At 64.6% G+C, this 14,590-nt stretch carries 12 protein-coding genes; 11 read left to right on the top strand and 1 reads right to left on the bottom strand.

Annotated features, from left to right (window positions below):
* Positions 1-111: 111 nt before the first annotated feature.
* The 9 genes from IE101_RS05180 (at position 112) to IE101_RS05140 (ending at position 11,206) form a co-directional block, all read left to right on the top strand.
* A complete protein-coding gene (locus IE101_RS05180) occupies positions 112-1,713 on the top strand; it encodes an OpgD/OpgG family glucan biosynthesis protein (protein ID WP_189632758.1) in 1,602 nt (533 codons plus the stop codon).
* Positions 1,713-1,904, top strand: a complete 192-nt coding sequence (locus IE101_RS05175) for a hypothetical protein (RefSeq protein WP_189632757.1) — start codon at positions 1,713-1,715, stop codon at positions 1,902-1,904. The genes IE101_RS05180 and IE101_RS05175 overlap by 1 nt, the downstream gene beginning before the upstream one ends.
* Positions 1,905-1,907: 3 nt before the next feature.
* Positions 1,908-3,716, top strand: a complete 1,809-nt coding sequence (gene mdoH, locus IE101_RS05170) for a glucans biosynthesis glucosyltransferase MdoH (protein WP_189632756.1) — start codon at positions 1,908-1,910, stop codon at positions 3,714-3,716.
* The gene (locus tag IE101_RS05165) at positions 3,703-4,854 is read left to right on the top strand and encodes an OpgC family protein (protein WP_189632755.1); all 1,152 of its coding nucleotides are present in this window, start codon (positions 3,703-3,705) and stop codon (positions 4,852-4,854) included. The genes mdoH and IE101_RS05165 overlap by 14 nt, the downstream gene beginning before the upstream one ends.
* A gap of 145 nt (positions 4,855-4,999) precedes the next feature.
* Complete coding sequence (locus IE101_RS05160) at positions 5,000-5,641, top strand: TetR/AcrR family transcriptional regulator (RefSeq protein ID WP_189632754.1); 642 nt, start codon at positions 5,000-5,002, stop codon at positions 5,639-5,641.
* Positions 5,642-5,646: 5 nt separating this feature from the next.
* Complete coding sequence (locus IE101_RS05155; RefSeq protein WP_189632753.1) at positions 5,647-6,825, top strand: efflux RND transporter periplasmic adaptor subunit; 1,179 nt, start codon at positions 5,647-5,649, stop codon at positions 6,823-6,825.
* 10 nt (positions 6,826-6,835) lie between these two features.
* Entirely contained in the window at positions 6,836-10,105 is a 3,270-nt protein-coding gene (locus IE101_RS05150; RefSeq protein WP_189632752.1) for an efflux RND transporter permease subunit, read from the top strand.
* 91 nt (positions 10,106-10,196) lie between these two features.
* Positions 10,197-10,769, top strand: a complete 573-nt coding sequence (locus IE101_RS05145) for a DUF4202 domain-containing protein (protein WP_189632751.1) — start codon at positions 10,197-10,199, stop codon at positions 10,767-10,769.
* Between the two features lie 14 nt (positions 10,770-10,783).
* Positions 10,784-11,206 carry a PaaI family thioesterase gene (locus tag IE101_RS05140; RefSeq protein WP_189632750.1) on the top strand — a complete coding sequence of 141 codons (423 nt, stop codon included), beginning with the start codon at positions 10,784-10,786 and terminating at the stop codon, positions 11,204-11,206.
* On the opposite strand, the gene IE101_RS05135 is transcribed toward IE101_RS05140, so the two are convergent.
* Positions 11,187-11,531: a bactofilin family protein gene (locus tag IE101_RS05135; protein WP_189632749.1), complete on the bottom strand. Its 345-nt coding sequence runs from the start codon at positions 11,529-11,531 to the stop codon at positions 11,187-11,189. The genes IE101_RS05140 and IE101_RS05135 overlap by 20 nt on opposite strands.
* Before the next feature lie 161 nt (positions 11,532-11,692).
* On the opposite strand from IE101_RS05135, the gene IE101_RS05130 reads away from it, so the two are divergent.
* Together IE101_RS05130 and IE101_RS05125 are read left to right on the top strand one after the other, a co-directional pair.
* Complete coding sequence (locus IE101_RS05130) at positions 11,693-12,652, top strand: agmatinase (protein WP_189632748.1); 960 nt, start codon at positions 11,693-11,695, stop codon at positions 12,650-12,652.
* A gap of 120 nt (positions 12,653-12,772) precedes the next feature.
* Complete coding sequence (locus tag IE101_RS05125; protein ID WP_189632747.1) at positions 12,773-14,443, top strand: amidohydrolase; 1,671 nt, start codon at positions 12,773-12,775, stop codon at positions 14,441-14,443.
* Positions 14,444-14,590 lie beyond the last annotated feature (147 nt).

Genomic DNA, 14,590 nt, shown 5'->3' with positions numbered 1-14,590 from the left:
AGAAAATCACGACCCGTCGAGGTGATCTTGCAAAGCGTGGCTGCACATAGATATAGCACCCCGGAAGTGGGCGAGCCGTCGCAAGCCCTGTAAACGCTGGAAATAGACACCATGCTCTTCGGCCGTGCTGCCGTGCCCTCTCTGTCCCGCCGCGCGCTGATCCTTGCAGCCGCTTCGACCAGTGCCCTTTCGGCCATTGGCCTGCGTTCAGGGGCCGTTCTGGCGCAGGATGCGCCTGCTGCTGCCGCACCGCAGCAATTCTCCTTCGATTCGCTGACTGCCGCGATGAAGGACAAGGCCGCACAGCCCTACGTCGCCCCGGAAAAGATCAGCGGTTTCTTTGCCGGGCTGAAATATGACGACTACCGTCTGGTCAGCTATGATCCTGAACGCGCCCGCTGGGCCGGGGATGAGGGCAGCCAGTTCCAGCTGCATGCCTTCCCGATGGGCTGGCTCTTTGCCGAACCCGTCAACCTTTACGAGGTGAAGGACGGTGTCGCCACCGACATGCCCTTCACCACCGACGATTTCCGCTTCCTGAACGAACTGGCGGCCAAGGTTCCGGCGGGCGAGAAGATGCCGGGCGTGGCGGGCTTCCGCCTGCACTATCCGCTGAACCGTCTGGATGTGATGGATGAAGTGGTCGCTTTCCTCGGCGCCTCTTATTTCCGCGCGTTGGGTGCGGCCTCGGGCTATGGCCTGTCGGCCCGCGGTCTGGCGCTGAACACCGCAACCGACACTGCCGAAGAATTCCCGCGCTTTTCTTCTTTCTGGGTGGAAAAGCCTGCGCCGGGCGTGCGCGAGGTCGTGGTCTATGCCGCGCTGGAATCGCCCTCGGTTACCGGGGCCTATCGTTTTGCCATCCGCCCCGGCGAAGAAACCGAAATGGACGTCACCGCACGTCTGTTCTTCCGCGCCGACGTGCTGCAGCTGGGCATTGCGCCGCTGACCTCGATGTATCTCTTCTCCGAGCGCAACCGTCACGCCTTTGACGATTATCGCCCGCAGGTCCACGACAGTGACGGTCTGCGTATCACCCGGGCCGATGGCGATGTGCTGTGGCGCCCGCTGAACAACCCGCCGCGCCTGTCGGGCGCCTTCCTTGCGGAAGAAAACCCGCGTGCCTTCGGCCTGCACCAGCGCGACCGTGATTTTGAACACTATCAGGATTCCGAGGCGCGGTACGAACGTCGCCCCTCGCTTGAGGTGGAGCCGATCGGGGACTGGGGCAAAGGCGTCGTCCGTCTGGTCGAGATCCCTTCGGATCTTGAGGTGAATGACAATATCGTCGCCTTCTGGACGCCGGAAGGCGCCATCAAGGCGGGGGACTCTCGTGAATTTGCCTATCGCCTGCGCTGGGGCAACCTGCCGGTGGAAGATCGTACCGATCTTGCCTGGGTGCTGGAGACCCGGTCGGGCGTCGGTGGTGTTTCGGGCGTCGAAAGTGCCGAAAATACCCGCAAGTTCGTGATCGACTTTACCGGTGGTCCGCTGAACCCGCTGCCTGCCGATGGCGACGTGACCCCGATTCTGACCGTCCATGGCGGTGAGATCGTGGCCCAGAGCTTCCAGCGAGTCTGGGGCAGTGATGTGTGGCGTCTGGCCTTCGACGTGAAGGCCGAGGAAGGCGCTACCGTCGAGATGGTGGCCCACCTCGCGGGCTATGGCCGCAAACTGACCGAAACCTGGCTTTATCAATGGATCAACGCGTGATGACGAACATTGCTTCTCTTTCGGGCGTCGAGATCGAGCGTCTGGTGCAGGATATGGGCGCACCGGTCGTGGCGCCGCTGGTCATGCCCAAACAGGTTCTGGAATCGGCCGAGCCCCTCTCGCTCCGTCGCGCGGGCCGTGCCATTCTGACGATGCTGCATCTGGGATCGGCTCCGCGTCAGGAGATGTAATCCATGACACCACCGGTGGCGCGCGCCGCGGGCGCGCGTGACAGCGCAATCCTGCCGCGCGGGGTTGCGATCGTGCTCAGCCTCCTTGCGGGGGCGGGCGCATTCATGCTGTTCCTGCAGTTCGGCTGGTCGGACGGACGCGACGTGGTCGATGTGCTGCGGGCCGCGCTGATCCTGATTTCCACCTGGTGGCTGGCCTGGGGGGCCGTGCAGGGCCTGATGGGTCTGACCACGCGCGCCGAGCCGCCCGCGAGGGCGCTGGAAGGCCCGCTGACGGAACGCTGCGTGGTGCTGGTGCCGGTCTATAACGAAGATCCGGTGACCACCTTTTCCCGCGTGGCTGCCATGGACGAAAGCCTGCAGGCGACGGGGCAGGGCCATCTGTTCCACTTTGCCATCCTGTCGGACAGCCGCAACGAAACCATCGCCGCGCGTGAACGCCTTTGGTTCTTGCGTCTTGTGCAGGACCGCAAGGCCGAGGGACGGATCTTCTACCGCCGCCGCACTGACAACAAGGGCAAGAAGGCCGGCAATGTCGAGGATTTCATCCAGAAATCCGGCGGGGCCTATGACCTTGCGCTGATCCTTGACGCCGACAGCCTGATGGAAGGCGCCACAATCGTCGAGATGGCGCGCCGCATGCAGGCAGAGCCCGATATCGGTTTGCTGCAGACCCTTCCGGTCGTGACACGGGCCGAAACGCGCTTTGGCCGCGCGATGCAGTTTTCCGCGGCCTTCCATTCGCCCGTCTTTGCCCGCGGTCTTGCGATGATGCAGGGGCGCACCGGCCCGTTCTGGGGCCATAATGCGATGGTGCGGGTGCGCGCCTTTGCCGAAAGCTGCGGCCTGCCCGAATTGCGCGGCAAGCCCCCGTTCGGCGGCCATATCATGAGCCATGATTACGTCGAGGCGGCGCTGCTGGCGCGCGCGGGCTGGCGGGTGCGGCTGGATGACGATCTGGGCGGCAGTTTCGAGGAAGGCCCGGAGAACCTGGTGGATCACGCCAAGCGTGACCGCCGCTGGTGCCAGGGCAACCTGCAACATGCCCGGCTGCTGCATGCCCCCGGCCTGAAACCCTGGAGCCGTTTTGTCTTTTTCCAGGGCATCATGGCCTATATCTCGCCGCTGTTCTGGATCGGCTTCATGCTGGCTTCGATCGCGGCGCCGTTCTTTGCACCCGCGCCTGACTACTTCCCCGAACCTTACTGGCCTTTCCCGATCTTCCCGCAGGCCGAAGCCTCAAAGGCGATCGGTCTGGCCATCGGTGTGTTCGGCCTGCTGATCCTGCCGAAATTCGCCGTGGCCCTTCATGCCGCGATGAGCGGGCGCGCCCGCGCCTTTGGCGGCCCGGTCCGGGCGTTTGCCTCGATGCTGGCCGAGCTGCTGTTCTCCTCGCTTTCGGCGCCTGCGCTGCTGGCCTATCAGACGCGCAGCGTCTTTCAGGTGCTGCTGGGGCGCGATGGCGGCTGGCCCACCAATAACCGTGGTGATGCCCGGCTGAGCCTTGGTGAAGCCTGGGCGGCAAGCCACTGGGTTGTTTCGACGGGCCTCGTCGGGCTGGTCGGGACGTGGTATCTCGCCCCCGGTCTGGTGGTGTGGATGCTGCCGGTTCTGGTGCCGATGATGCTGTCGCCTGTCATCATCAGCTGGTCCTCGCGGCCTGCGACGAGCCGGATTTTCACCACGCCGACCGACCTGGAGGAAGCCCCGGTGATGCGCCGCCAGCGCGAGATCCTCGGCCAGTGGGAGAATGAGATGATCGCAATGAAAGACGTGTCGCTGACGGCCGAGGTCAGCCATGCGGGGGTCTGAGGTCCGCACGACGCGCGACCCCCGGCTGGATGTGCTGCGCGGTCTGGCGCTGGTGATGATCTTCATCAACCACACCCCCGGCACCGTGTTTGAAAACTGGACGACGCGGAATTTCGGCTTTTCCGACTCGGCCGAGGGTTTTGTCCTCATGTCCGGGATCGCGGCGGGGATGGCCTATGGCAAGTTCTTTACCGGCACCGGCCCCTATTGGGCGGGTGTGGGCAAGATCTGGCGACGGGTCTGGACGCTTTATCAGGTGCATCTTGTGACGACCGTGATGGCGCTGGGGATCGCGGCAGCGACGGCGCATTTCTTTGGTGGCTTCCTGATGATGCAGAAGAACGTGATCCACGTTCTTTACACCAAGCCGCTGGAATTCCTGATCGGCGTGCCGATTCTGACGCATCAGCTGGGCTATGCGAATATCCTGCCGCTTTATTCGGTGCTGCTGTTCGTCTCGCCGGTCATCCTGTGGTCGGGCGCGCGTTGGCCACGGGGCGTGCTGTGGATTTCCGGGCTGGTCTGGTTGGGTGCAGCCCTGCTTTATGTCAACTTCCCGAATTACCCCAACAATGGCGGCTGGTTCTTCAACCCGCTGAGCTGGCAGTTCATCTTCACGCTGGGTCTGCTGACCGGTCTTGCGCTGCGGCGGGGAGAGCGTTTTGTGCCGAAGCGCGGATGGCTGATAGCCCTGTGTGCGGCATGGTTGCTGTTTGCGCTTCTGGCGGCGCGGGTGCAGGTCGTGTCGGATGGCTTCGGCCATACGCTCTACCTCATCACCAAATATCTGCAAGCGCCCTGGCTTTTCACGGCCTTCGACAAGACCTTCCTGTCGGTGCCGCGGCTGTCGCATGCGCTGGCGCTGGCCTATATCCTCAGCGTCTGGCCGGCGGTGCGGACAGCCTGCGCCAGCCGCTTTGCCGCGCCGTTTGCGATGCTGGGGCGGCACGGGTTGGCGGTCTTCGCCACCGGGGTGGTGCTTTGCTATACCTGCAACGGCATCAAGACCGTGGCCCCGCCCAGCATGGCGCTGGATGTGGCGCTGATCTTTGGTGGCATCGGGGTGATGCTGGCGCTGGCCTGGTCCAAAGACGCCTGGCGCCGGGCCGAGCTGCGGGTGCAGGCCGCGAATTCCTGATCAACTTGTGGCCTTCGGGCTGCAGATTCGGGCAATCATCGCCGGGCGCATGCAAAAGCGGCCCCGGGGATGCAGCTTTTTCTTGACCAAAGGGCCAAAGTCTTCCATCTGCGTGAATGAACGTTCACTCCGGAGACTCGCGCCCATGTCGGTGCTGCTTTCCACGACCCAGACGGACCCGTCCGTCCCCCCAAGGCCACGCGAGGAAGAGATCCTCGACAGCATCCGTACCACCTTTGCCGAACGTGGCTTTGATGGCGCGTCGATGCAGGAACTCGCGCGGGCGGCGGGCATGAGCGTGGGCAATTTCTACCGTTACTTCCCCTCCAAGGCTGCGATGGTCGAGGCGCTCATCCGCCGCGATCTGACCGAGGTGGACCAGAAATTCTCGGAGGTGCTGCAGGCGCCCGATCCCTTCCTCGCCCTGCGCTACGGTCTGCATCAGCGGGTCGCCGAAGAATCGCAGGGCTGCGGGGATGGCACGCTCTGGGCCGAGATCAACGCAGCGGCGGCCCGCAAGCCGGAAATCGCCGCCGTGGTGCAGGGGATGGAGCGCGACATCAGCCGCTACCTTACGCTGGTCTTTGCGCGCATCACCGGGCTGTCGCAGGACGCGGCCGAACGCCGCTTCGGCGCGCATGCCACGATGGCGGTGATGCTGGTCAAGGCCGTGGCCATGCAGGGCAATCGCGGTGAAAACCCACAGCGGGCCGATCTGATCAAATTGGTGCAACGTATTATTGACGTCATCCTCGACGAGGTGGCGGCGGCGAAGGCAAAGGAATGAAAAAGATGCGGAAATTCAATTTTGCTCTGGCCGTGGCCTTGGCGGGCGCACCGGGATTCGCCTGGGCCGAGGCAGCCGCCCCCACGGCGGAACAACCTGCTGTTCAAGAGGCCTTGCCCGCGATTTCGGTGTCGCAGGTGACGCGCCAGATGCTGAAAGATCGTGTGATCGCGGGCGGTCTGGTTGGCGCGGTGGAAGAGGTGCTGGTGCAGCCTCTGGTCGAAGGCCAGCCCATCGAGACGCTTGAGGCCGATGTTGGCGATTATGTCGAGGCCGGTCAGGTTCTGGCGCGGCTGTCCACCTCGACGCTGGAATTGCAGCGCAGCCAGCTGAAGGCGGCGCTGGCGGCGGCGCGGGCTTCGGTCGCGCAGGCCGAAGCAGGGGTGCTGGAAACCCGCGCCTCGGCCGATGAGGCGCAGCGCGTGGCGGATCGGACCCGCGCGCTGAACAAGTCAGGCAATGCAAGTCAGGCGGCGCTGGATCAGGCGCTGGCCGCGGCAACCGCCGCCGCCGCGCGCGCGACGGCATCGCAGCAAACGCTGGAATCGGCACAGGCCCAGGTCGAAAGCGCCGAGGCGCAGCTGGCCAATGTGGAACTGAACCTGACGCGGACCAAGGTTGTGGCGCCTGTGGCGGGCGAGGTTCTGGCCCGTAACGCCCAGGTGGGTGCCGTGGCCAGTGCCGCGGGTCAGGCGATGTTCACCTTGATGAAGGATGGCGCGCTGGAGGTGAAGGCCGAGATTGCCGAATCCGATCTGGTCAAGCTGCAACAGGGTATGAGCGCGACCATCCGCACCGTCGGAATGGCCGAACCGCTGCGCGGCACCGTGCGTCTGGTGGAACCCGGCGTGAACACCTCGACCCGGCTGGGCACGGCGCGGATCACGGTGGACAATGCCCGCGTCGTGCGCGCCGGGATGTATGCCGATGCCGAAATCCTTGCGGCCGAGCGCGAGACGCTGGCCGTGCCGGTGACGGCGGTGGGTGCCTCGGCCCAGGGCGCAAGCGTCATGAAAGTGACGAATGGCGTGGTCAGCCAGGTGCAGGTGGAAACCGGAATCCGCGATGGCGGTTTGGTAGAGATCCGCTCTGGCCTGGCCGAGGGCGATCAGGTGGTGACCAAGGCCGGCGCCTTCGTGCGCGATGGGGATCGCGTGAACGCGGTTCTGGCCGGAACGCAGTGAGGGACGGGCGATGAACTTCTCCGCATGGGCGATCCGGAACCCGGTCGCACCGCTTTTGGCCTTTGTGATGCTGATGCTCTTCGGCTGGCAAAGCTTCAACACGCTGCCGATCACCCGCTTTCCCAATATCGACGTCCCGCTTGTGGCGGTGACGGTTTCGCAGGGCGGTGCCGCCCCGGCCGAGCTTGAGACGCAGGTCGCCAAGGAGGTCGAGGATTCGATCTCGGGCATCTCGGGGGTGAAGAACATCACCACCAAGATCACCGACGGCCAGTCGCAGACGCTGGTGGAATTCCGCATGGAAGTGCCCACCGACAAGGCCGTGCAGGATGTGAAAGATGCCATCGACAAGATCCGCGGCAGCCTGCCTGCCGATGTCGATGAACCCATCGTCAGCCGCGTGGACGTCGAGGGGCAGGCGATCCTGACTTATGCCGTCACCGCGCCGAACATGACGATGGAGGAACTGTCCTGGTTTGTGGATGACACCATCAAGCGCGCGCTGCAGGGCCGCGCCGGGGTGGGCAAGGTCGATCGCTATGGCGGGGCCGACCGCGAAATCCGTATCGAGCTGGACCCGGTCAAGCTCGGCTCCTGGGGGGTGACGGCGCAAACCGTCAGCGCGCAACTGCGGGCGACGAATACCAATGTCGGCTCGGGCCGCGCCGAACTGGGCGTCAGCGAACAGGCGATCCGGACGCTGGGCAATGCCCAGACCGTGCAGACCCTGTCCAACACCATGATCGCCGTGGGGAATGGCCGCCATGTCCGCTTGTCGGAACTGGGAACCATCACCGACACCTATGAGGAACTGCGGTCCTTCGTGCGGTTCGACGGCAAGCCGGTCGTGACCTTTGCTGTCTTCCGTGCCAAGGGCGCATCCGAGGTTTCGGTCGCTGAAACCGTGAACCAGACGCTGGATGAGTTGCGCGCCGCCAACCCAGGCGTGGGGATCGAGTTGGTCGATGACACGGTTTTCTACACCTACGGCAACTACGAATCCGCGCTGCATACCCTGCTGGAAGGGGCGCTGCTGGCGGTGCTGGTTGTCTTTGCCTTCCTGCGGAACTGGCGCGCGACGCTGATCTCGGCCATGGCGCTGCCGCTTTCGGCGGTACCGACCTTCTGGCTGATGGATATGCTGGGCTTCTCGCTCAACCTCGTGTCCTTCCTGGCGATTACGCTGGCAACGGGCATTCTGGTCGATGACGCCATCGTCGAGATCGAGAACATCGCCCGCCACATCCGAATGGGCAAATCACCCTATCGCGCCGCCATCGAGGCCGCGGACGAGATCGGCCTTGCGGTGATTGCGACCACCTTCACCATCATCGCGGTCTTCGTGCCTGTCAGCTTCATGCCGGGGATTCCGGGGCAGTATTTCCGACAATTCGGCATGACCGTCGCCATAGCGGTGGCGTTCTCCTTGTTGGTGGCCCGTCTCATCACACCGATGATGGCCGCTTATCTGATGAAACCGAAGGATGCCGCAGGCCATGGAGACCACGAAGACGGCTGGGCCATGCGCAATTACCTGCGGCTGGTCGCGCTGACCACGCGGCACCAGTATCTGACCCTGCTAGGGGCCTTCGGTGCGCTGGCGGTGTCGATCTTCTTCATGCTGCAAGTGCCGGGCAGCTTCATGCCGCCCGAGGATGTGAGCCGGATTTCCGTGTCGGTCGAACTGCCGCCGGGCACCACGCTTCAGGAAACCGAACGCACCACCGATGAGATGACGGCGCTGATCCGCAATGTCGAAGGCGTGCGTGGTGTGCTGGTGGTGGGGGGCAGCTCTCCCACCGGGGATCTGGACCTGCGCCGCGCGTCGATCGTGGTGCTGCTGGAGAAACTGGACCATTCGTTGCTGCACAAGCTGGGCAAGATCGGGAACAGCATCCCGGTTCTGTCTTGGATCGTCCCCGAGGTGCAAAGCGCTGGCCGCGAACGCCCGCAGAATGAGATCGAGGCCGAAATTTTCACCCTGCTGCACAAGGTGCCGGATTCGCGTATCGTGAAGCTGAACGACCGGGGGCAGCGCGATCTGTCGTTCTCGATCCTGTCGAACAGTGAGGCCGATCTGAACACCGCCGTGGCCTTGCTGGAAGGGGCGCTTTCGGGCGATCCGCTGCTGGCGAATGTGGGGTCGGAAGGCGCACTGCCGCGGCCGGAACTGCACATCGAACCGAAGCTTGAGGAAGCTGCCCGTCTGGGTGTGACGACCGCCGCGATTGCCGATGTGCTGCGGGTGGCGACCATCGGGGATTATGATGCGGCGCTGGCCAAGCTGACCATCGACAACCGGCAGATCCCGGTCCGCGTGCGCTTCAATGATGCCACGCGGGGCGATATCGCCCGGATCGGTGCGCTGAAGGTGGCCACCGTCACCGGGGGCACGGTGCCGCTGAATGCGGTGGCGGATATCACCATCGCCCAAGGGCCGTCGGTGGTGGAGCGTCTGAACCGCGAACGCAAGGCGACCATCGGGGCCAACTTGCCGGTGGGGATTGCACTGGATACGGCCACGGCGCGGTTCAATGAGATCGTGTCCTCGGTCGAGCTTCCGCCTTCGGTCCGTGTGGCCGAGGCGGGCGATGCCGAGGTGCAGCAGGAACTGATGGCCAGCTTTGGCAATGCCATGCTGATGGGCCTCATGCTGGTGCTGACGGTGCTGATCCTGCTGTTCCGGTCGGTGATTCAGCCCTTCACCATCCTTTTCTCGCTGCCGCTGGCGATTGGCGGGGTGGCCGGGGCGCTGATCCTGACCAATTCGGCGCTGTCGATGCCGGTGCTGATCGGCATTCTGATGCTGATGGGGATCGTGACCAAGAACGCCATTCTGCTGATCGACTTTGCCATCGAGATGCGGAATCAGGGCATGGACCGGGCGAAGGCGGTGATGGAGGCCGGGCACAAGCGCGCGCAGCCCATCGTCATGACCTCGATCGCCATGTCGGCGGGGATGCTGCCTTCGGCGCTTGGTGTGGGGGAGGGCGGGGCCTTCCGCGCACCCATGGCCACCGCCGTGATCGGCGGGATCATCGTGTCGACCGTGCTGTCGCTGGTGGTGGTTCCGGCCTTCTTCCTGATCATGGATGATCTGTCGCGGCTGCTGGTGCGGTTGTCGCGCGGCTTCATCGGCCCGAAAGAGCATGAGCTTGAGGTGCTGGGCGCCGAGGCCGTGACCAAGGAGTTGACCGATCTGGAGGCGCGGGTCTCGCAGCTGGAAAGCCGCAGGCCCAACCCGCCGGAAGGCAAGCCCAAGCTGATCGTGGCTGAATGAATGAAACGCCGCCCCAACCGGGCGGCGTTTTGCTTCTGCCTTGCGCCCGGCCGCGCCCCGCCGCAATCTGGCACAAAAGAGGGAGGCACGGATGGGCAATCTGGCAGCGGCACTGGCCGCCATCGACGCGGCGAATGCAGGCGATCCGACGCAAGAGGCCGGGCGCCCCGCCGCACTTCTTTACGGCGAACGGATGAGCGCGGAACTCGCACGATTGTTCCCCGACGCGGGCGAGGTGCTGCAGATTGCCGCGCGCGGGCAGCATGTGGAACGCTGGCTTTTGCCGCGCTCGGCCTATCCCGAAGGCAAGACCGGCTATTTCGAATGGCGCCGCGAACAGGCCCGCCGCCATGCCGCGCGGGTTGCGGGGATCATGGCGGATGCAGGCTATACCGATGCCGAACAGGAGCGGGTCGGCGTTCTGTTGCGGAAGGAAGGCATCAAGCGCGACCCCGAGGTGCAGGCGCTGGAAGATGTGATCTGCTTTGTCTTCATCCAGTTTTACTTCGCGGGCTTCGCAGCCACGCACCCCGATGACAACATGATCGAGATCGTGGCCAAGACGGCGCGCAAGATGTCAGCCGAGGGGCGTGCGCGTGCGCTGGCCGAATTTGCCCTGCCCGAGGCGCTGGCCGAGGCCATCCGCAGCGCCGGCGACCACTGAGCAGGAGACAGACCTTGGACGTGAATGCCCTTCAGGCTTTCCTTGCGGCAGAGTTTCCGCAGGTGGCTGGCGATTTCGTGGTCGACGCTGTGGATGCGACCGAACTGACCCTGCGGCTGAAGGTCGAAGACCGCCATCTGCGTCCGGGGGGCACGGTGTCGGGACCGTCGATCTTTGCGCTGGCGGATGTGGCCTTCTATCTGGCCCTTCTGTCGCGCATCGGCCCGCAGGCATTGGCCGTGACTACCGGTTGCAGCATCGATTTCATGCGGAAACCCGCGGCGGGGCGTGACCTGATCGCGAAAACCCGCATCCACAAGCTGGGCCGGGTTCTGGCCGTGGGCGATGTGCTGGTTTATTCCGAAGGGGGGGCTGACCCGATTGCCCGGGCCAGCCTGACCTATTCCATCCCGCCGGTCAGCCCTTCGCGCGGGTGAAGCGGCCTTCGACGCGGGCGCCGTTTTCGATGGCAAGCGTCTGATAGCTGCTGTCGGCCTGCACCTGCGCGGTGGACCGCAGTGTCAGGGCCGCGCCGCTGATCTTGCCATCAACCTTGCCGCGCAGATCGACAGTTTCGGCGGCGATGGTGCCGTTGACCTGGCCTTCGGGCCCCAGAACAAGGGTGCGTGCGGTGATCTTGCCCTGCACGCGGCCCTGAATTTCCACCGTGCCGTCAGAGCCGATGTCGCCGGTGATCTCCACATCTGGGGCAATATAGGAACGTCCCGCGCTGGGGCGGTGCGATTCGGGCGGAAGGGTCATGGCGGCGTCCTGTTCGGTTTTGGGGATTGAGGCAAAGCTTGGGGCGGGGGTCAAGGGCCGGGGCAGGGCGCGCCCGACCCCGGTGTCGTTTTCCGGCATGACAGACCGGGCTGCGGGTGGTCTTGTGACGCAATCCGCCACCTTTTCAAGGGTCATCCCGAATGTCAGACGGATTTTTCACCCCTGTCTCCGGCTTTGATCTGCCGCGCTTTGCCGGTGTGCCAAGCTTCATGCGCCTGCCTCATGTGCCGCTGGATCACCCGCGCATCGCCGAGGTGCAGGTCGGCCTGATTGGCGCTCCCTGGGATGGGGGCACCACCAACCGACCCGGCCCGCGCCATGGGCCGCGGCAGTTGCGCGATGCCTCGACCATGATCCGCGCGCAGAACGGCATCACCGGGGTGCGCCCCTTTGAACGGGTGCGCTGCGCCGATCTGGGCGATGTGGGGCCCAACCCGGCCGATGTTCTGGACAGTCTGCGCCGGATGGAGCTGTTCTATAGCCGCGTGCGCGATCTGGGCATCGTGCCGCTGACCGCAGGGGGCGATCATCTGTGCAGCCTTCCCATCCTGCGGGCGCTGGCGCGCGACCGGCCGCTGGGGATGATCCACTTCGACAGCCACACCGATCTGTTCCACAGCTATTTCGGCGGCACCATGTATACCCATGGCACACCCTTCCGCCGCGCGGTGGAAGAGGGGCTGCTGGACCCCCAACGCGTCACCATGATCGGCATCCGCGGCACCGCCTATGACAGTGAAGACCGCGATTTCGCCACGGCCGTAGGGATCCGCGTCATCCCGATTGAGGAATTTCACGCCCGCGGCCCCGAAGATGTGATGGTCGAGGCGCGGGACCGCGCCGCCGGACGCGAAACCTACGTGAGCTACGACATCGACTTTGTCGATCCGGCCTATGCGCCCGGTACCGGCACGCCCGAGGTGGGTGGCCCGACCAGCTGGCAGGCGCTGCAGGTGGCGCAGGGCCTCCGCGGGGTGAAGATTGTCGGGGCGGACCTTGTTGAGGTCTCGCCCCCCTTTGATCCCTCGGGTGGGACTGCGTTCCTTGGCGTGTCGATCATGTTCGAAATGCTCTGCGCCATTGCGGAATCGATGGGCTGATCAGCGGGATGTGGGTGGATTTTTCGGCATAGGGCGGAACGCGACACAGGGTGTCGGCGGCGTGCTTGACGGCGCCGGGGCTTGGGTCTCGACATATGATCAAATCAAGGAGAGTTCCCGATGCATGCCGATTTGATCCTGACCAATGGCCGCGTTCTGACAATGGACGCGGGCCGCCCCCGGGCCGAGGCTGTCGCCCTGCGCGCGGGTCGGGTGCAGGCGGTGGGCACAGTGGCGGGGCTTGCGCATTTTGTGGGGCCGGAAACGCGGGTCATTGATGTGGGCGGCCGGACGGTTCTGCCCGGCTTTGTCGAAAGCCACCTGCATCTGGTGCTGGGCGGGGCCGAACTTACGCAGCTGCAACTGGGTGGGCTGCACGGGATGGAAAACCTGCGCGCCGCCTTCGCCGAATATGCCGCCGCGAACCCGGACAAGGCCCTGTTGATGGCGCAGGGGGCGGAATATGGCATCCTTGACCATCCTGTCACCCGGCACGATCTGGACGCCGTGCTGCCTGACCGCCCCATCGCCATGATGGCCCCTGATCATCACACCGTCTGGGCCAATACCGCCGCGCTGACCGCGGCGGGGCTGCTGCATGGGGCCGAGATGCCCCACGGGCATGAGGTGGTGATGGGCGAGGATGGTCTGGCCACCGGCGAGCTGCGCGAGTTTGAGGCCTTCGGCCCCGTGCTGGCCCTGGGGGGCGAGGCGCATCTGCAGCTGGGCATCGCCACCGGGGGCGAACCCGACCCCTGGCCCGATGCCGCGCAACGCGCCGCCGACAAGGACAAGATCGCCGCGGGCCTTGCGCATGTGGCGGCGCATGGCATCACCTCGATGGTGAATATGGATGGCAACCGCTACACCCTGACCCTGCTGTCCGAGATGGAGGCCGAGGGCCGTCTGACCGCGCGGGTGAAGGTGCCTTTCCACTTCAAACCCCATATGGACTTGGCCGAACTGGACCGGGCCGAGGCGATGACCCGGGACTTCAATTCCGAGATGGTCTGCTCGGGCTTCGTGAAGATGTTCCAGGACGGGGTGATCGACAGCCGCACCGCCTATATGCTCCATGACTATCCGGGCAAGCCGGGGCATCGGGCCGAACCGCTGTTCACCCCAGACCGATTCAAGCAGATTTGCACCGAGATTGACCGGCGTGGCCTACAGATTGCCGTGCATGCCATTGGTGATGGTGCGGTGCGGGTCACGATTGATGGCTATGAGGCCGCGGCTCTTGCCAATGGTTCGCGCGACCTGCGCCACCGCATCGAACATATCGAGCTGATTGACCGTGCCGATATTCCCCGCCTTGGGGCGTTGGGGATCACCGCCAGCGTGCAGCCTCCGCATCCGCCGGGGGTGATGGACTTCCCTATGGAACCCACCATGACCACGGGCTTCCCCCGCCACCGTCACCGCGACGCCTATCTGTGGCGCACGCTCAAGGACCATGGCGCACCCGTGGCCTATGCATCGGACTGGCCCGTGACCGATGTCAGCATCATGCGGGGGCTTCAGGCGGCGCTCACCCGCGTGCCCTATGGCGATGATTGCGCCGATGAACGGCTCGATCTGATGGAAACGCTGCACGCCTATACTGCGGGCGGCGCCTGGGCCGCCCATTGGGAAGGTCTGACCGGGCGTCTGGTGCCCGGCCTCGCGGGGGATGTGGTGGTGATCGACGGTGATCTCGAATCCATTCCGGCCGAGTCGTACGGAAAAACCGGAATCGCCCTGACGATTTGTGCGGGCCAGATCACCTTCGACGGGGGGATTCTGGCCTGACAAGCGCCTGAAAACGGGGCGCGACGAAGAAAAGATGCCAATAAAACAAGGGCTTTCACGGCCCTTGTTCAAGTTTTTTCGTTTCTCCTGCTTTTTTGCTCTTGCGGGTTTGTGGTGATGGGCCTAGAAACCGCTTCACCGAACGAC

It is taken from the genome of Gemmobacter lanyuensis, assembly GCF_014652355.1.
In the GTDB taxonomy this organism is placed as follows: Bacteria; Pseudomonadota; Alphaproteobacteria; order Rhodobacterales; family Rhodobacteraceae; genus Gemmobacter; species Gemmobacter lanyuensis.
This window is presented reverse-complemented; position numbering and strand designations above follow the sequence as displayed.